Annotated in this window: 9 protein-coding genes, 16 tRNA genes, 3 rRNA genes and 1 pseudogene; 24 read left to right on the forward strand and 5 right to left on the reverse strand. The window is 46.0% G+C overall.

Features of this window, described 5'->3' with window-relative positions:
- Nucleotides 1-18 precede the first annotated feature (18 nt).
- On the forward strand, nucleotides 19-1,644 hold the full coding sequence (locus DER53_RS07025) for an L-lactate permease (protein WP_062754795.1): 1,626 nt from the start codon (nucleotides 19-21) through the stop codon (nucleotides 1,642-1,644).
- Nucleotides 1,645-1,747: 103 nt separating this feature from the next.
- Here DER53_RS07025 and DER53_RS07030 read toward each other — a convergent pair whose 3' ends face one another.
- From DER53_RS07030 to DER53_RS07045, 4 genes and pseudogenes are all read right to left on the reverse strand, one after another.
- A complete protein-coding gene (locus DER53_RS07030) occupies nucleotides 1,748-3,667 on the reverse strand; it encodes an FtsX-like permease family protein (protein ID WP_062754793.1) in 1,920 nt (639 codons plus the stop codon).
- Nucleotides 3,639-4,418, reverse strand: a complete 780-nt coding sequence (locus DER53_RS07035; protein WP_012749214.1) for an ABC transporter ATP-binding protein — start codon at nucleotides 4,416-4,418, stop codon at nucleotides 3,639-3,641. Before DER53_RS07035 ends, DER53_RS07030 begins: the two co-directional genes overlap by 29 nt.
- A gap of 94 nt (nucleotides 4,419-4,512) precedes the next feature.
- Nucleotides 4,513-5,535: a sensor histidine kinase gene (locus DER53_RS07040; protein ID WP_012749215.1), complete on the reverse strand. Its 1,023-nt coding sequence runs from the start codon at nucleotides 5,533-5,535 to the stop codon at nucleotides 4,513-4,515.
- Nucleotides 5,535-6,234, reverse strand: a pseudogene (locus tag DER53_RS07045) (response regulator transcription factor). Before DER53_RS07045 ends, DER53_RS07040 begins: the two are co-directional and overlap by 1 nt.
- A 125-nt stretch (nucleotides 6,235-6,359) precedes the next feature.
- Between DER53_RS07045 and DER53_RS07050 the strand changes: the two are divergent.
- From DER53_RS07050 to perR, 3 genes are all read left to right on the forward strand, one after another.
- Nucleotides 6,360-6,764, forward strand: a complete 405-nt coding sequence (locus DER53_RS07050) for a potassium channel family protein (RefSeq protein WP_121910034.1) — start codon at nucleotides 6,360-6,362, stop codon at nucleotides 6,762-6,764.
- Nucleotides 6,765-6,830: 66 nt separating this feature from the next.
- On the forward strand, nucleotides 6,831-7,301 hold the full coding sequence (gene bcp, locus DER53_RS07055; protein ID WP_012749218.1) for a thioredoxin-dependent thiol peroxidase: 471 nt from the start codon (nucleotides 6,831-6,833) through the stop codon (nucleotides 7,299-7,301).
- 247 nt (nucleotides 7,302-7,548) lie between these two features.
- The gene (gene perR / locus DER53_RS07060) at nucleotides 7,549-8,001 is read left to right on the forward strand and encodes a peroxide-responsive transcriptional repressor PerR (RefSeq protein WP_012749219.1); all 453 of its coding nucleotides are present in this window, start codon (nucleotides 7,549-7,551) and stop codon (nucleotides 7,999-8,001) included.
- Between the two features lie 27 nt (nucleotides 8,002-8,028).
- On the opposite strand, the gene DER53_RS07065 is transcribed toward perR, so the two are convergent.
- Complete coding sequence (locus DER53_RS07065; protein WP_012749220.1) at nucleotides 8,029-8,385, reverse strand: YgzB family protein; 357 nt, start codon at nucleotides 8,383-8,385, stop codon at nucleotides 8,029-8,031.
- 154 nt (nucleotides 8,386-8,539) lie between these two features.
- Between DER53_RS07065 and DER53_RS07070 the strand changes: the two genes are divergently transcribed.
- The 20 genes from DER53_RS07070 (at nucleotide 8,540) to DER53_RS07165 (ending at nucleotide 17,476) form a co-directional block, all read left to right on the forward strand.
- A complete protein-coding gene (locus tag DER53_RS07070) occupies nucleotides 8,540-9,418 on the forward strand; it encodes a nucleotidyltransferase-like protein (protein WP_062754789.1) in 879 nt (292 codons plus the stop codon).
- Nucleotides 9,419-10,060: 642 nt separating this feature from the next.
- Nucleotides 10,061-11,616, forward strand: a 16S ribosomal RNA gene (locus tag DER53_RS07075).
- A 657-nt stretch (nucleotides 11,617-12,273) separates the two neighbouring features.
- Nucleotides 12,274-15,208 (forward strand): 23S ribosomal RNA (locus DER53_RS07080).
- Between the two features lie 283 nt (nucleotides 15,209-15,491).
- Nucleotides 15,492-15,608 (forward strand): 5S ribosomal RNA (gene rrf / locus DER53_RS07085).
- The 16S, 23S and 5S rRNA genes sit together here with 16 tRNA genes alongside, the layout of an rRNA operon.
- Before the next feature lie 9 nt (nucleotides 15,609-15,617).
- Nucleotides 15,618-15,693, forward strand: a tRNA-Val gene (locus DER53_RS07090).
- 161 nt (nucleotides 15,694-15,854) lie between these two features.
- Nucleotides 15,855-15,927 (forward strand) — tRNA-Thr (locus DER53_RS07095).
- A gap of 152 nt (nucleotides 15,928-16,079) precedes the next feature.
- A tRNA-Lys gene (locus DER53_RS07100) sits at nucleotides 16,080-16,152 on the forward strand.
- A gap of 5 nt (nucleotides 16,153-16,157) precedes the next feature.
- Nucleotides 16,158-16,239 (forward strand) — tRNA-Leu (locus tag DER53_RS07105).
- A gap of 12 nt (nucleotides 16,240-16,251) precedes the next feature.
- A tRNA-Gly gene (locus DER53_RS07110) sits at nucleotides 16,252-16,326 on the forward strand.
- Between the two features lie 8 nt (nucleotides 16,327-16,334).
- Nucleotides 16,335-16,420 (forward strand) — tRNA-Leu (locus DER53_RS07115).
- 3 nt (nucleotides 16,421-16,423) lie between these two features.
- A tRNA-Arg gene (locus DER53_RS07120) sits at nucleotides 16,424-16,497 on the forward strand.
- Between the two features lie 27 nt (nucleotides 16,498-16,524).
- Nucleotides 16,525-16,598, forward strand: a tRNA-Pro gene (locus DER53_RS07125).
- Between the two features lie 12 nt (nucleotides 16,599-16,610).
- Nucleotides 16,611-16,686: transfer RNA gene (locus DER53_RS07130), tRNA-Ala, on the forward strand.
- Nucleotides 16,687-16,703: 17 nt separating this feature from the next.
- Nucleotides 16,704-16,777: transfer RNA gene (locus DER53_RS07135), tRNA-Met, on the forward strand.
- A gap of 7 nt (nucleotides 16,778-16,784) precedes the next feature.
- Nucleotides 16,785-16,861, forward strand: a tRNA-Ile gene (locus DER53_RS07140).
- Between the two features lie 16 nt (nucleotides 16,862-16,877).
- Nucleotides 16,878-16,970 (forward strand) — tRNA-Ser (locus DER53_RS07145).
- A 31-nt stretch (nucleotides 16,971-17,001) separates the two neighbouring features.
- Nucleotides 17,002-17,078 (forward strand) — tRNA-Met (locus DER53_RS07150).
- A gap of 5 nt (nucleotides 17,079-17,083) precedes the next feature.
- Nucleotides 17,084-17,159, forward strand: a tRNA-Asp gene (locus tag DER53_RS07155).
- Between the two features lie 140 nt (nucleotides 17,160-17,299).
- A tRNA-Phe gene (locus tag DER53_RS07160) sits at nucleotides 17,300-17,375 on the forward strand.
- Between the two features lie 28 nt (nucleotides 17,376-17,403).
- A tRNA-Thr gene (locus DER53_RS07165) sits at nucleotides 17,404-17,476 on the forward strand.
- Nucleotide 17,477: the final 1 nt, after the last annotated feature.

The raw sequence follows: 17,477 nt of genomic DNA on the forward strand, positions 1-17,477 counted from the left end.
AATAACAAGGTGAGCAACATGTGGATACAACATTACAATTCTTTCGATAATACGTATCTTTCTGCACTCATTGCGGCGCTTCCAATTGTTTTATTTTTATCATGTTTAACCGTGTTTAAAATGAAGGGAATAAAAGCCGCTTTTCTCACTCTTTGTTTTGGATTAGTGACAGCTGTTTTGTTTTTTCATATGCCGATTTCAAAGGCGATTGCTGCTTCCATCTATGGAATCGCAAACGGTTTATGGCCTATTGGCTATATTGTGATCATGGCTGTCTGGCTATATAAAATCGCTGTGAAAACAGGGAAGTTTGATATTATCCGTGGGAGTATCGCAAACATTTCTGAGGATCAGCGGCTTCAACTCTTGCTCATCGGTTTTAGTTTTAACGCATTTTTAGAAGGTGCTGCGGGATTCGGCGTTCCGATTGCCATTTCGGCTGCTTTACTTTCGGAATTAGGATTTCATCCATTAAAAGCCGCCGCTCTTTGTTTAATTGCCAATGCTGCATCTGGCGCGTTTGGAGCGATTGGGATTCCGGTTATTGTCGGAGCACAAATGGGAGATTTAACTCCGATTGAGCTATCTCGTACACTTGCTTGGATTTTGCCATTGATCACGTTTTTCGTTCCGTTCTTATTAGTGTTTATTTTAGATAAATGGAAAGGGATTAAAGAAACACTGCCAGCTCTTTTAGTCGTAAGCGGAAGTTATACCATTGTACAGACATTGACAATCATTGTGCTCGGTCCGGAATTGGCCAACATTTTAGCGGCGCTTGTCAGTATGGGGGCATTAACTATTTTCTTAAGAAAATGGCAGCCGTCACATATATATCGAGTAAATCAGGATGAAGAAGCTGTAGAAAAATCTAAATACAGCTTGAAAGAAATCATCAGTGCGTGGTCTCCTTTTTATATTTTAACGTTAATCGTTATTATCTGGAGTCTGCCGGGTTTTAAAGCACTGTTTGCTGAAGGTGGAGCGCTTCATAAAACTACGCTTTTGTTTAAAGTGCCATTTTTGCATGGGGAAGTCGTAAAAACTCCTCCGGTGGCACCGGCACAGACGGCATTAGATGCAATATTCAAGCTGGATCTTGTATCAGCAACAGGTACAGCGATTTTATTAGCGGTGCTGTTGACAGTGATGTTCAGCAAAAATATTACGTTCGCTGAGGGAATACAAAGTTTAAAAGAAACATGTAAAGAACTTTCGATTCCTGTATTGACTATTTGTTTTATCATGGGGTTTGCCAACTTAGCCAACTATGCGGGTTTATCCTCTACGATTGGTTTGGCATTAGCGAAGACAGGGGATGTATTTCCGTTCGTTTCCCCGTTATTAGGATGGCTCGGTGTGTTTATTACAGGATCTGTCGTAAGCAACAATGCTTTATTTGGCCATTTACAAGTGGTTACAGGAACGCAAATAGGGACAAGCTCTTCGTTATTGCTTGCTGCCAATACTAGCGGGGGAGTGATGGGAAAACTCATCTCTCCGCAATCCATCGCCATTGCAACAGCAGCGGTGCAAGAAACTGGAAGAGAATCTAACTTGTTTAAAATGACGATTTATTATAGCTTGATCCTGCTGTTGTTTGTGGGAGTATGGACATACGTTCTTTCGATCATAGGAATGTAGATAATTATAGCTTGTTATTAAGTTAAGCACGGTGTATAGATAAAAAAGATATATTCTGCGGCCTTTTTCCGAATCTATGTACTGGGAAAAGGCCGCATTTAATTTACATTACTTGCTCCACCTTTTTCGTGTAAAGCGAACGAATCAAGAAATAGTAACCAAGTTGAACAACGAAAAAGATGATAATGACAAGCGCGCTCGTTTTGACGACGGAGCCGGAGACCATGTTTTGCAGCATTTTAAAGGCAAAGCCGGCATGGACGGTGGCAACGACAAACGGAATGAAAAAGAGAATCGCTACTTGCTTTGCCGCAATTTGCTTCATTTCTTTCCATGTCAAACCGAGTTTGGATAGCGCTTCGTATTGCTTGCTGTCCTGTTCCAAATCGTTATAAAGCTTAAAATATAAAATGCTGTCGGCCGCCAAAAAGAAGAGAACGCTGACGAAAAAACCAATAAAGAGCATTAAGGAGAAAACTTGTTTCATTTGGTTAAATAATTCTAAACGATTGATGAAATCGACATCATCTTTTTGAATCAAGCGGTTCAGTTTTTTGATTACTGATGTTTTCACTTCCCAATTTTTGTATGATATACCAGCATAATATTGAATCGTTTCTTCCGTTGCGAGACGATGAAATTTAGCATATAAATGATCAGGAACGACTAACATGTATCCGATAAACCCCGAAGGATTGATGGCTGGCTGGGGAATCGATTTAGCCAATGGAACCACCAGCGTCTCATTACTATTTTTTATAGCAATTGCAATTTGTTTTCCTTTAATAGGTTCATACCCTTTGTCAGGGGTAGGGTGCATATACGCCGCTGTATTTGCTGGTAGCGATATATGCGGCTGACCGGCCAGATCCGCGAATCGATTGTAATCTGTTACACGCATAAGAACAAGGTTTTGCATTGCATAATCCTCAGATTTCTTAGGATTATATGCCCGGATGAAAGCGGCCTTATGACTTTTGAAAGGAATATGCTCATCACGTAAAGTATTTTTCAGTATTTGCAATTTGTTTTCAAAGGCTTTCGGTTCTTTTTTTGATATAAGGGCAATCGCATGCGGGAACCGTGCTTCTGCTTCTGCTTTTTTGCCAAAATAAAGGTTGGCAAGCACCCCGGTAGAAGTAAAGGTCACCGCCGTTAAAATCGTCACCATGCTTAAAATTCTTGCGTTATCTTTCAGTTTATATGTCAGTTCCGCGGCGGTAATTAAGTTTGTGCCGTGATAATAGGAGTGCTTTTGCTTTTTATAGTATCGCAAAAGCCCGATGCTCGCTTGCGTATATAGAAAGTACGTTCCAATAATGACAAGCAGTAAAATTGGCAGGACGCGTTTTCCCGCTTGCATGATGTTGGAGGTATAGGCTAAATAGTATCCAATCGCCAGACAGATAACCGCAAGCAGCGAAAGCCAGAGCGAGTAGACAGGCGGTTTTTTCGGCTTTTTCGCCGACATTAATAAATCAATAATTTGCGAAGAACGGATCGTGATGAGCGTCATGATCGTAATTGCCTCAAATGTTACCAGAAACACGATGGCGGTAGAAGCGACCGCTTTCCAAGCAATATAGTAAGATAGCGGCGATGGCAAGTCTAACATAACAGAAAACATCATGAAAAAGATTTTTGTCAATAAGGCGCCAAACACCATTCCTGTTGCAATCGAAAGAAGGGCGATAATTGAGTTTTCGATTATGATTAATTTATTCAGCTGGCCGCGCGTAATACCGAGCAACGTCAGCAAGCCAAAATCTTTTTTACGCAATTTTAAAAACGAGCTTGTCGAATAAAAAATGAAAAATACAGAAAAAAGAAAGACGATGACCTCAGCGGCAAAGATTCCTCTTCTTACTGAGGGACGAATCGTTCCATTCACTACATCAGGATGAAAAATAAATGCAGCGTACATAAAAAAGACAGTGACGGCGAAAGTGCTGCTCAAAAAGTAGGCGGCATATCGGCTAAAGTTACGTCTCACATTATGAAGGGCGAATTGTCGAAATGTCATTGACGTTCCCTCCTAATAGTGACAGCATGTCCAGAATATCTTGAAAAAACGCCTGACGGTTATGTCCTCTGCGTATCTCTGTGAACCATTTGCCGTCTTTGATGAAAATAATGCGCTCACAATAGCTCGCTGCAAAAGGATCATGCGTAACCATCATGATGGAAACGTTCTTTTCCTGATGCAATGCTGTTAATGTTTCCATCACATCTTTTGAAGATTTCGAGTCCAGATTCCCGGTCGGCTCATCGGCAAAAATGAGCAGCGGTTCATGAATAATCGCCCGTGCAATTGCAGCGCGCTGCTGCTGTCCGCCTGAGACCTCATATGTCCGCTTATCGAGAATCCCTTCAATACCTAAAGTGGAAGCCACTGTTTGCAATCGTTGTTCCATTTCTTTAACGGGAATTTTGTCCAATGTGAGTGGAAGAATGATATTTTCTCCGATGGTTAACGTGTCTAGCAAGTTGAAGTCTTGGAATACAAAGCCGAGTTTTCGTCTGCGAAACAAAGCAAGCTCTTTTTTCGAAAGCTGCGATAGATTTTTCCCCTCTACCAACACTTCTCCCGTAGTCGGCTGGTCGATGGTTGCCAAAATATTAAGCAAGGTTGTTTTTCCGCTTCCGGATGGCCCCATGACTCCGACAAATTCCCCTTTTTCAATCGATAAACTGAAATTATCTAACGCCCGGTGCGCGGCCGATTGGCTAGAACGATATATTTTCGTAATCGAGTTTGCTTGTAGGATCGTCATAAAAAAAATCCTCCCTTATGTTCTTCTACTGTCGATTATACGGAGGGAGAACATGTGAACATATCGATTTTTCTTACAATGTCTGCTTGTTTTCTTACATTTTTGTCACATTGTAAAAAGTGATCGTGACGGTTGTTCCTTTTCCTTCTTCAGCAGAAATGGTAATTCCGTGGCCAAGATGGTCAACAATTTGTTTGACAAGGTATAACCCCATTCCAGTGGATTCGCGAAACCTGCGCCCATTCATACCAGTGAAAAAAGGTTCAAATACGCGTCCGATATCTTGTTTTGGAATGCCGACTCCAAAATCTTGAACGGACAAAAACACTTCGTTTTCACGTTGAACAGCAGAAAGCACGATTTGGTTGCTGACGTTTTTTGAATATTTGATGGCATTGATGACGATTTGGCTAAGAGCGAACTGAAACCATTTTTGATCCGTTTCTACGAAAATTGTTTCGGGAATTTCCACGATGGGGTGAATGCGATTGCGAATAAAAGAGCGTTTGTAATGTTGAATGACATGGTTGACCATTGTTTTTAGCGGCAGCCGCTTTACATGAAAATCATGAGAAAAACGTTTTATTCGTTCCGAATACAGGGCCAGCTCCAATCCATGTTGCAGTCGTTCGAGTTCTTCGCGCATGCTATTCACAAATTCTCGGTCGAATTGGTCTTGAATGTCAAAGTTTTGCAAAAGTAAATCCATGACAGAAACCGGTGTTTTCATCTGATGTACCCATTGGTTCATAAATAATGATGCATCGTCCATTTCTTTATGCAATGCTTGCAGTTCTTTTGTGTAATAACGATACTGCGAGTGGAGGAGTTTTTGAAAAGCATGCAGTAACGGAGACCCGCTAAAAGGGTGAGTGCTCATGTCTAACTGCCGCAAGTTGGACGATAAAAAACGATATGCATGGGATTGCCGCCAATAACGCCATGTTAAAAACATCACGATGCACACAAGGCTGATAACAAAAAGATAAACAAACATGCCAAAAGATGGATGGAAAGATTGTTCGAGCATATATAAATACACAATCGATAACAAAAGTACAGCATGAAGAAGATGAAAGACGGTCAGCGGGATATGCTCGCGCAAAAACAATTTCATTATGAATCCCTCCATGTCTCGACCAATTTATAACCGACACCGCGAACCGTTTCAATTGCCTGTTCGATTCCAATTTGCTGCAGTTTTTTTGCGAACGCGTGTAATATTGACGGATAGTGTATTATCGTCGACAAATTCCGTATCATCCCACAATGACTCGAGTAGTTCTTCGCGAGATACAATTTTTCCAGATTTTTTCGCCAATCGTTCTAATAAAGTAAACTCCTTTTTTGTAAGCTCGATCGTTTTCTCTTTCCATTGAACCATATGTCGATCATATAACAAGTACAATCCTGATACTTCATATACATGGGGCTCTGCAGGAGCGGCGTAAGGACCGTATGTTCGCCGCAGTAAACTTTTGATTTTTGCCATGACCAGATCGAAATTAAATGGCTTGGTAATATAATCATCCCCACCGTTTTCAATGGCCATAATTTGGTTCATTTCATGACTGCGTGCGGAGATAAAAATAATGGGGCAAAGGGAAATCGTGCGGATTTGCCGACACCAATAAAAACCGTCAAATCGAGGCAGATTAATGTCGAGCAGTACAAGATGAGGGCGACATTTTATAAATTCCTTTTTTATGTCGTCAAACTGTTCTGCAATATGTGCGCGATATTCATATTTCTCAATATGATTTTTCAGCATGGAAGCGATTTTATCATCATCTTCGACAATCAAAATCGTATGCATTTTTTTCTCCCTCTCCATATCTTTCTTACCGTACCATATTTTATTATATCGAATCCACTTATATAATGAATAATCAACTTTCTGTCTTCGTATATATGGTTATGGACAAGTATGAGGTGAGGGCGATGGAGTACGCGTTCGTTGGAATTGTAGCGACGGTGTTGATTGGAAGCATTACGTCTATTTGGACGACAAGTGTAAAAGCAACTCGTCGCATTTCCTTAGAAAATTTATTTGTCCTTATTCAATGGTATATCACGATGATGCTAGGTTTTGGGCTTATATATATGGTGCTTCAGATGAATGGGCATCACGTGTTTACCCCGTCTGCGAATAGAACGGCTAATGAATGTTTTTCTATACTTCAAGATAGTCTTTATTTAAGCGGGATCACGTTATTGTCAGTTGGATATGGGGACGTTACACCAATGGGGATTGGAAGATGGATTGCCATCATTGAAGCTTTATTGGGTTATATTATGCCTGCTGTACTTGTTGCTCGAACAATGCTTGACTGGGATGAGCGGTAATCGTTGCAATTTATTGTATCTTTCGCTACCCTAAAAACGAAAGAATAAGACAGTGGAGGGAAAACGATGTCTTTGCAAATCGGGCAACTAGCACCGGATTTCACATTGCCGGCAAGCAATGGGGAAATAGTTTCCCTTTCTGATTTTCGCGGGAAACATGTCGTATTATATTTTTATCCGAAAGATATGACGCCAGGATGTACGACAGAAGCGTGTGATTTTCGCGATCATTATGAAAAGTTTACAGAGACAAATACAGTTATTTTAGGAGTAAGTACGGATTCTGTAGAGCGCCATAAAAAATTTATTGAGAAATATCAATTGCCTTTTTTATTGCTCTCCGATGAAGAACATAAAGTAGCAGAAATGTATGGTGTTTGGAAGTTAAAGAAAAATTTTGGGAAAGAATATATGGGGATCGAGCGCTCGACGTTTGTGATTGATCGGGACGGAAGATTGGTAAAGGAATGGAGAGGAGTTAAAGTAAAAGGACATGTAGAAGAAGCGTTAGAATATATTTTAGAAAATTTAACGTAATTTTCCTTATATCTAGGTAAAAGTCCATGCGAAAAAGCCGATAATGCGTATGATGGATAGTAACCTCCTCAAATGAATGAAAGAGCGATATTGGTGCGGAACAACCTTCCGCACATTTTTTTTGCTAAAAAATGTGGCAAGTTCATATATTAATGATACGAATATTGACAAATAGCATAAAATACTTGTAGACTAATTATAAAAATTATAAAATAATAATTTTTATTTTTTAAAGGAAGCGAGGTGCATGACGGTGTCTGATAATCAGCAGTTAAAAGAAGCGCTTGATACGTTAAAGCAGACGGGAATACGCATCACTCCGCAACGTCATGCGATATTGGAATATTTAATTAATTCGATGTCACACCCGACAGCAGATGAAATATATAAAGCGCTGGAAGGAAAATTTCCAAACATGAGCGTAGCAACCGTCTATAACAATTTGCGCGTTTTTAAAGAGGTCGGATTAGTGAAAGAGTTAACATATGGTGATGCATCAAGCCGCTTTGATTTTGTTACATCCAATCATTACCACGTTATTTGCGAACAATGTGGCAAGATTGTCGATTTTCACTATCCAGCATTAGATGAGGTAGAAGAGCTTGCTGCTCATATAACAGGGTTTAAAGTAGATCATCACCGTATGGAAATTTACGGAACATGTCCTGACTGTCAAGAAAAGACACGCCAACAACATTAAAAAGCTGATAGCGGGGTGGGAATGCTATCAGCTTTTTCTCTTTTTTCGGTTATATTTTTCGTCAAACTCTTTTCCTTCTAACTCTGGATCTAATGTCAACGGCTCATTGCAAAACATACATAAATCTACCTTGCCAAGCATTTTTGTTATTTTGCCACAAGATGGACATACGACTTTCACTGCTCTTGTTGATAATGTTCCAATCCAAAAATAAACAACGGTGCTTGCGATGATGAAAAGAAGGCCTAAAATCATAAACAGTGTCATAACAAAAGGAGATGTACGGAAAAATATCCCTATATACATAACAATAAAGCCGACAAAAATTAAGCTCAAGGCAAATGTGCGAATTTTGTTGATTTTGCTCGAATATTTGATGCCCATTTATTGTCCCTCCTATACATAACACTATATCATAAAGTGGTGAAAAATGTGTCGCTATCTTCGGGAAGTTTAGAAACGACAAAGAGGATTTTTTGTTTTTTTTGTCGAATAACCGAATAACCATGACATCATGAAGGAGATGGAGGAAACGATAATGGAGGATTTAATTCGTCCCATCTACCAAGAATGGGCCAGTCATCGTAATACATTAGGGATTTTGATGATTGAAAAGAAAGCGAACAATTCTGCTGTGACAGACACCTTTCATATCGTTTTATTGGTAGTTACTACTAATATGGCCCCGCCTATATTTGTGAAACATTATGTATCAGGAGAAGAAAAAGCGGCGTTATATGTGGTCGATGAAACAAAATTAAATGAATGGCTTCTTCTTGGTTCCCATCGAAAGATTATTGATTGGATATTCAATGGGAAAATTTTATTTGACCGTAATGATTATATATATCAGCTCCGAAATCGTATGAAAGAATTCCCGGAAGAGATGCGGCAATTAAAAATGGGGATAGAATTTGCCAAATTAATTCGCAGATATATGGACGGAAAGGCATTTTTTGAGGCAGATCAACTGTTGGATGCGTATAATCATGTTATTCATGCATTGCATCATCTAGCGCGATTAGCTGTCATCGAACAAGGATTTTATCCCGAAGTCACTGTATGGAACCAAATAAAACAAATGGATGCGCAAATTTATAAGTTGTATGAAGAACTTGTCAGCAGTGAGGAGCCGTTGCAGAAACGGCTGGAGCTTTTATTTTTGGCAAGTGAATTTTTAGTCCATTCGCGAATCCCATCAGGAGCTGCCCATTTGTTTAAAGTTTTAAGGGAAAAAGAGGGAGCATGGAGCATTGCGGAAATTATGCAGCATCCAGAGCTTTCATCGTATTCCGTAGATCTTATCATCATGCTGGAATATTTAGTAGAGAAAAAGGTCTTGTTTGTAGAAGAAGTGCCAACAAAAAGTCGCCATATATATCATCGTTACTATTCATTGCAAAATAAAGAACAGTAGTAGAATTTTTGTTTTATCGCACCTGCGATTTTATTTTGTCTGTTTGTTCGGGCTGCGCTTTTATTTTTTAGAATATAGCAATTCTGTTTGTAACATTTTCCCGAGAATTCTCCTTTCCTCTCGAAGTAAAGGAAGGTGAGGGATCGGGAGTTTTTTAATTCCTAAAAATATCTACTTGTGTAAGCAAGAAGTAGTAGAACGGTTCGCCCGCCCCATCGGTGTGGTGTCGACGTTGCTTACAGAATCTATCGAGAAGGCTTCCAATGTAGGTGGAAGGAGATTGCCTTCTTCTATGCAGAAGCTTTGTCGATGGAGGCGATAAAAAACTCCCATCTCTTCATGGAGTGAAGGTGGGAGAGGTCTTCATGGAGTTTATTTCCTAAAAAAAAATACAAAAATGTTATTGACTTGTTAAAAAAGTGATGATATATTATGAAACGTCGTCGCAACCAAGAAAGTTGCGAAACGATGTTAGCAAAAAAACACTTGACAATAAAAAATGAAAGTGTTAATATAAAAAAGTCGCTTTAAGAAAACAAATGTTCTTTGAAAACTGAACAAAACGAAGCGTCCACAACGAAAAGCGAAGGCGACTTGACACCTTCGGTGTCAGTGCCGAATTAAATAAGCCAATCAACTTTCTTTTTGGAGAGTTTGATCCTGGCTCAGGACGAACGCTGGCGGCGTGCCTAATACATGCAAGTCGAGCGGACCGAACGGAAGCTTGCTTCTGTTCGGTTAGCGGCGGACGGGTGAGTAACACGTGGGTAACCTGCCCGTAAGACCGGGATAACTCCGGGAAACCGGGGCTAATACCGGATAACACCGAAGACCGCATGGTCTTCGGTTGAAAGGTGGCTTTTGCTACCACTTACGGATGGGCCCGCGGCGCATTAGCTAGTTGGTGAGGTAACGGCTCACCAAGGCGACGATGCGTAGCCGGCCTGAGAGGGTGACCGGCCACACTGGGACTGAGACACGGCCCAGACTCCTACGGGAGGCAGCAGTAGGGAATCTTCCGCAATGGACGAAAGTCTGACGGAGCGACGCCGCGTGAGCGAAGAAGGTCTTCGGATCGTAAAGCTCTGTTGTTAGGGAAGAAGAAGTACCGTTCGAATAGGGCGGTACGGTGACGGTACCTAACGAGAAAGCCCCGGCTAACTACGTGCCAGCAGCCGCGGTAATACGTAGGGGGCGAGCGTTGTCCGGAATTATTGGGCGTAAAGCGCGCGCAGGCGGTCCCTTAAGTCTGATGTGAAAGCCCACGGCTCAACCGTGGAGGGTCATTGGAAACTGGGGGACTTGAGTGCAGAAGAGGAGAGCGGAATTCCACGTGTAGCGGTGAAATGCGTAGAGATGTGGAGGAACACCAGTGGCGAAGGCGGCTCTCTGGTCTGTAACTGACGCTGAGGCGCGAAAGCGTGGGGAGCAAACAGGATTAGATACCCTGGTAGTCCACGCCGTAAACGATGAGTGCTAAGTGTTAGAGGGGTTTTCCCTTTAGTGCTGTAGCTAACGCGTTAAGCACTCCGCCTGGGGAGTACGGCCGCAAGGCTGAAACTCAAAGGAATTGACGGGGGCCCGCACAAGCGGTGGAGCATGTGGTTTAATTCGAAGCAACGCGAAGAACCTTACCAGGTCTTGACATCCCCTGACAACCCTGGAGACAGGGCGTTCCCCCTTCGGGGGGACAGGGTGACAGGTGGTGCATGGTTGTCGTCAGCTCGTGTCGTGAGATGTTGGGTTAAGTCCCGCAACGAGCGCAACCCTCGCCCCTAGTTGCCAGCATTCAGTTGGGCACTCTAGGGGGACTGCCGGCTAAAAGTCGGAGGAAGGTGGGGATGACGTCAAATCATCATGCCCCTTATGACCTGGGCTACACACGTGCTACAATGGGCGGTACAAAGGGCTGCGAACCCGCGAGGGGGAGCGAATCCCAAAAAGCCGCTCTCAGTTCGGATTGCAGGCTGCAACTCGCCTGCATGAAGCCGGAATCGCTAGTAATCGCGGATCAGCATGCCGCGGTGAATACGTTCCCGGGCCTTGTACACACCGCCCGTCACACCACGAGAGCTTGCAACACCCGAAGTCGGTGAGGTAACCCGTAAGGGAGCCAGCCGCCGAAGGTGGGGCAAGTGATTGGGGTGAAGTCGTAACAAGGTAGCCGTACCGGAAGGTGCGGCTGGATCACCTCCTTTCTAAGGATGATACGAAAAGCGGAAGCGCCGCGATCAGCTCTCGAAGCCAAATGTTCTTCACCCGCTGAAGTGCTTGCACTTCGAGGGGGAAGGTTATTTGGCACAAGAGAGCTAGGCGCTGGAGCTAGACAGTACGAAAAGCGGAAGCGACTGCCCTTATGGGCTAGTCGGAAGTGGACGCTTACGTTTTGTTCAGTTTTGAGGGAGCATTTCACTCCTTCAGTCGTTTTGCGTCTGCGTCTACGAGTGGATTCAGAGAAGCTAGATTCCTCGACGCAAGGCAGCAGAGAAGTTGATTCAAGGCAGTAGCCTTGTTCAGTTTTGAGGGAACATGTTTAATGTTCTTTCAAAACAGAGGCTTTGTGTCAGAAGCAGTCTTGTTCCTGCGTCTACAAGCAGGTTCGAGGGAGTTAGGTTCCTCGGCACAAAGCTGCAAAGAAGCGAACTCAGAGTAGTAGCTTCGTTCCTTGAAAACTAGATAACCGAGAAGAAAAGCGGAGGCGCCGCGGTTAGCTCTCGAAGCCAAATGTTCTTCACCCGCAGAAGTGCTTGCACTTCGAGGGGGAAGGTTATTTGGCACAAGAGAGCTAGGCGCCGAAGCTAGACAGTGGAAGAAGCCGAGAAGCGAAGGCGGCAAGCGTGAAGCTGTTTTCGCATGGTTAAGTTAGAAAGGGCGCACGGTGGATGCCTTGGCACTAGGAGCCGATGAAGGACGGGGCAAACGCCGAAACGCTTCGGGGAGCTGTAAGCAAGCGTTGATCCGGAGATGTCCGAATGGGGAAACCCACTGCCCGTAATGGGGCAGTATCCATACCTGAATCCATAGGGTATGGAGGGCACACCCGGGGAACTGAAACATCTAAGTACCCGGAGGAGAAGAAAGCAACCGCGATTCCCTGAGTAGCGGCGAGCGAAACGGGAACAGCCCAAACCAAGAGGCTTGCCTCTTGGGGTTGTAGGACCACTCACATGGGAGTTACAAAGGAACGGGGTAGACGAAGCGGTCTGGAAAGGCCCGCCAGAGAAGGTGACAGCCCTGTAGTCGAAACTTCGTTCCCTCCCGAGTGGATCCTGAGTACGGCGGGACACGGGGAATCCCGTCGGAAGCAGGGAGGACCATCTCCCAAGGCTAAATACTCCCTAGTGACCGATAGTGAACCAGTACCGTGAGGGAAAGGTGAAAAGCACCCCGGAAGGGGAGTGAAAGAGAACCTGAAACCGTGTGCCTACAAGTAGTCAGAGCCCGTTTATGGGTGATGGCGTGCCTTTTGTAGAATGAACCGGCGAGTTACGATGACGTGCGAGGTTAAGTCGAAGAGACGGAGCCGCAGCGAAAGCGAGTCTGAATAGGGCGTTAAGTACGTCGTCGTAGACCCGAAACCAGGTGATCTACCCATGTCCAGGGTGAAGGTAGGGTAACACCTACTGGAGGCCCGAACCCACGTACGTTGAAAAGTGCGGGGATGAGGTGTGGGTAGGGGTGAAATGCCAATCGAACCTGGAGATAGCTGGTTCTCCCCGAAATAGCTTTAGGGCTAGCCTCAAGGGAAGAGTCTTGGAGGTAGAGCACTGATTGAGCTAGGGGCCCTCATCGGGTTACCGAACTCAGTCAAACTCCGAATGCCAACGACTTATCCTTGGGAGTCAGACTACGAGTGATAAGATCCGTGGTCGAGAGGGAAACAGCCCAGACCACCAGCTAAGGTCCCAAAGTGCACGTTAAGTGGAAAAGGATGTGGAGTTGCCCAGACAACCAGGATGTTGGCTTAGAAGCAGCCATCATTTAAAGAGTGCGTAATAGCTCACTGGTCGAGTGACTCTGCGCCGAAAATGTACCGGGGCTAAACGTGCCACCGAAGCTGTGGGATGACCGTTGGTCATCGGTAGGGGAGCGTTCTAAGCGCGCCGAAGCGGGACCGGAAGGACTCGTGGAGCGCTTAGAAGTGAGAATGCCGGTGTGAGTAGCGAAAACAGAGGTGAGAATCCTCTGCACCGAAAGCCTAAGGTTTCCTGAGGAAGGTTCGTCCGCTCAGGGTTAGTCGGGACCTAAGCCGAGGCCGAAAGGCGTAGGTGATGGGCAACAGGTTGAGATTCCTGTACCACCTCCTCACCGTTTGAGCAATGGGGGGACGCAGGAAGGTAGGGCGAGCAGGCTGCTGGAATAGCCTGTCCAAGCGGTTAGGCTGCCAGATAGGCAAATCCGTCTGGCGCAAAGGCTGAGCCGTGATGGCGAAGGGACCATCGGTCCCGAAGTCCCCGATCCTACACTGCCAAGAAAAGCCTCTAGCGAGGTGAGAGGTGCCCGTACCGCAAACCGACACAGGTAGGCGAGGAGAGAATCCTAAGGTGCGCGGGAGAACTCTCGTTAAGGAACTCGGCAAAATGACCCCGTAACTTCGGGAGAAGGGGTGCTCTCTTGGGTGATGAGCCCGAGAGAGCCGCAGTGAAAAGGCCCAAGCGACTGTTTACCAAAAACACAGGTCTCTGCGAAGCCGAAAGGCGAAGTATAGGGGCTGACACCTGCCCGGTGCTGGAAGGTTAAGGGGAGCGCTTAAGCCGCAAGGCTGAAGGTGCGAACCGAAGCCCCAGTAAACGGCGGCCGTAACTATAACGGTCCTAAGGTAGCGAAATTCCTTGTCGGGTAAGTTCCGACCCGCACGAAAGGTGTAACGACTTGGGCACTGTCTCAACGAGAGACCCGGTGAAATCATACTACCTGTGAAGATGCAGGTTACCCGCGACAGGACGGAAAGACCCCGTGGAGCTTTACTGCAGCCTGATATGGAATTTTGGTATCGCTTGTACAGGATAGGTGGGAGCCTGAGAAGCCGGAGCGCCAGCTTCGGTGGAGGCGCCGGTGGGATACCACCCTGGCGGTATTGAAATTCTAACCCGCACCCCTTATCGGGGTGGGAGACAGTGTCAGGTGGGCAGTTTGACTGGGGCGGTCGCCTCCCAAAAGGTAACGGAGGCGCCCAAAGGTTCCCTCAGAATGGTTGGAAATCATTCGTAGAGTGCAAAGGCACAAGGGAGCTTGACTGCGAGACGGACAGGTCGAGCAGGGACGAAAGTCGGGCTTAGTGATCCGGTGGTTCCGTATGGAAGGGCCATCGCTCAACGGATAAAAGCTACCCCGGGGATAACAGGCTGATCTCCCCCAAGAGTCCACATCGACGGGGAGGTTTGGCACCTCGATGTCGGCTCATCGCATCCTGGGGCTGTAGTCGGTCCCAAGGGTTGGGCTGTTCGCCCATTAAAGCGGTACGCGAGCTGGGTTCAGAACGTCGTGAGACAGTTCGGTCCCTATCCGTCGCGGGCGCAGGAAATTTGAGAGGAGCTGTCCTTAGTACGAGAGGACCGGGATGGACGCACCGCTGGTGTACCAGTTGTCCCGCCAGGGGCACCGCTGGGTAGCTATGTGCGGAAGGGATAAGCGCTGAAAGCATCTAAGCGTGAAGCCCCCCTCAAGATGAGATTTCCCATCGCGTCAAGCGAGTAAGATCCCTCGAAGATGACGAGGTCGATAGGTCCGAGGTGGAAGCGTGGCGACACGTGGAGCTGACGGATACTAATCGATCGAGGACTTAACCAAGCGAAAAGTGGAGGTGCCGCGCTTAGCTCTCGAAGCCAAATGTTCTTCACCCGTAGAGGTGCTTGCACCTCAAGGGAGAAGGTTATTTGGCGCAAGAGAGCTAGGCACCGGAGCTAGACAAAGCGAAAAGCGGAGGACGCTAGGAGCTAGACAACGGAAAAGCGGAAGCCGCCTGCGCAAAACGGCTTTCTTCCAAACAGACGGTTATCTAGTTTTGAAGGAATGAATTACCCATCTTGACAAGACTATCTATTTATATATAATAAAACTTGTCCATTACTTGCCTAGTGACAATAGCGGAGAGGAAACACCCGTTCCCATCCCGAACACGGAAGTTAAGCTCTCCAGCGCCGATGGTAGTTGGGGCCAGCGCCCCTGCAAGAGTAGGTCGTTGCTAGGCAATTCATACGGAGGATTAGCTCAGCTGGGAGAGCACTTGCCTTACAAGCAAGGGGTCGGCGGTTCGATCCCGTCATCCTCCACCATGATAATACATATTTATGCCGGCTTAGCTCAATTGGTAGAGACGAGCCTAAGCTTCCGTGAATTCACTGCGAGTTGTCCCGACGCATATCACTTCGCTGAATAAGCGAGAAGAGGAAGGGACACAAAAAATTAAACGTATATGTCAATACTTCTTTCTTATGCCGGCTTAGCTCAATTGGTAGAGCAACTGACTTGTAATCAGTAGGTTGCGGGTTCAAGTCCTGCAGCCGGCACTGTAATAGTATGAGCCATTAGCTCAGTAGGGGAGCAACAAGCCTAAGCTCCTATGAATCCGCTACGAGTTGCCTCGACGAATCCTGCTTCTTTGAATTCACTAGTAGAGGAAGAGGCAACGAGAAACAACGAGTGTCTTTATTTACCACACGAGCCATTAGCTCAGTAGGTAGAGCATCTGACTTTTAATCAGAGGGTCGGAGGTTCGAATCCTCCATGGCTCACTTTTGCGGGTGTGGCGGAATTGGCAGACGCACCAGACTTAGGATCTGGCGCCTTACGGCGTGGGGGTTCAAGTCCCTCCACCCGCATCTTATAAGCGTGCGGAAGTAGTTCAGTGGTAGAACACCACCTTGCCAAGGTGGGGGTCGCGGGTTCGAACCCCGTCTTCCGCTCCATTAATGCCGCCGGGGTGGCGGAATTGGCAGACGCACAGGACTTAAAATCCTGGGGTAGGTAACTACCGTGCCGGTTCGAGTCCGGCCCTCGGCATATGCGCTCGTAGCTCAATTGGATAGAGCATCTGACTACGGATCAGAAGGTTAGGGGTTCGAATCCTCTCGAGCGCGTTAATCTTTTAATGAATATGTAGGAAGCGGGAAGTAGCTCAGCTTGGTAGAGCACATGGTTTGGGACCATGGGGTCGCAGGTTCGAATCCTGTCTTCCCGATTTAGAAAATATGGGGCCTTAGCTCAGCTGGGAGAGCGCCTGCTTTGCACGCAGGAGGTCATCGGTTCGATCCCGATAGGCTCCACCAGTAATAATAAAGAATTTGGCGGCGTAGCTCAGCTGGCTAGAGCGTACGGTTCATACCCGTGAGGTCGGGGGTTCGATCCCCTCCGCCGCCATTGAAATGGACCTTTAGCTCAGCTGGTTAGAGCAGACGGCTCATAACCGTCCGGTCGTAGGTTCGAATCCTACAAGGTCCACCATGTTCTTTAATATGATGGAGGAGTACCCAAGTCTGGCTGAAGGGGTCGGTCTTGAAAACCGAGAGGCGCCGCAAGGCGCGCGGGGGTTCGAATCCCTCCTCCTCCGCCATACATCGTTACTCGTTACTATAGTATATCGCCGCGGGGTGGAGCAGTCCGGTAGCTCGTCGGGCTCATAACCCGAAGGTCGCAGGTTCAAATCCTGCCCCCGCAACCAATATTGGTCCCGTAGTGTAGTGGTTAACATGCCTGCCTGTCACGCAGGAGATCGCGGGTTCGAGTCCCGTCGGGACCGCCACAATGAACTAAGTATATGGATCGGTAACGATGAATGATACTTCCATGAATATGCTGCTAGTTGTCCTGACGCATCTAACATTGCTGAATAAGCTAGAAGAGGAAAGGACAAGACAACACAGAATATTAAGATAATAAAATGGCTCGGTAGCTCAGTCGGTAGAGCAAAGGACTGAAAATCCTTGTGTCGGCGGTTCGATTCCGTCCCGAGCCACCACTCACTCTTAAGTTTTTCTGTCTGATGTGCCGGCTTAGCTCAATTGGTAGAGCAACTGACTTGTAATCAGTAGGTTGCGGGTTCAAGTCCTGCAGCCGGCAT

It is taken from the genome of Parageobacillus toebii NBRC 107807 (genome assembly GCF_003688615.2).
GTDB lineage: Bacteria > Bacillota > Bacilli > Bacillales > Anoxybacillaceae > Parageobacillus_B > Parageobacillus_B toebii.

Coding starts and splice junctions, on each gene's coding strand:
- DER53_RS07025 (WP_062754795.1), top strand. CDS start 19: ATGTGGATACAACATTACAATTCTTTCGATAATACGTATCTTTCTGCA.
- DER53_RS07030 (WP_062754793.1), bottom strand. CDS start 3,667: ATGACATTTCGACAATTCGCCCTTCATAATGTGAGACGTAACTTTAGC.
- DER53_RS07035 (WP_012749214.1), bottom strand. CDS start 4,418: ATGACGATCCTACAAGCAAACTCGATTACGAAAATATATCGTTCTAGC.
- DER53_RS07040 (WP_012749215.1), bottom strand. CDS start 5,535: ATGAAATTGTTTTTGCGCGAGCATATCCCGCTGACCGTCTTTCATCTT.
- DER53_RS07050 (WP_121910034.1), top strand. CDS start 6,360: ATGGAGTACGCGTTCGTTGGAATTGTAGCGACGGTGTTGATTGGAAGC.
- bcp (WP_012749218.1), top strand. CDS start 6,831: ATGTCTTTGCAAATCGGGCAACTAGCACCGGATTTCACATTGCCGGCA.
- perR (WP_012749219.1), top strand. CDS start 7,549: ATGACGGTGTCTGATAATCAGCAGTTAAAAGAAGCGCTTGATACGTTA.
- DER53_RS07065 (WP_012749220.1), bottom strand. CDS start 8,385: ATGGGCATCAAATATTCGAGCAAAATCAACAAAATTCGCACATTTGCC.
- DER53_RS07070 (WP_062754789.1), top strand. CDS start 8,540: ATGGAGGATTTAATTCGTCCCATCTACCAAGAATGGGCCAGTCATCGT.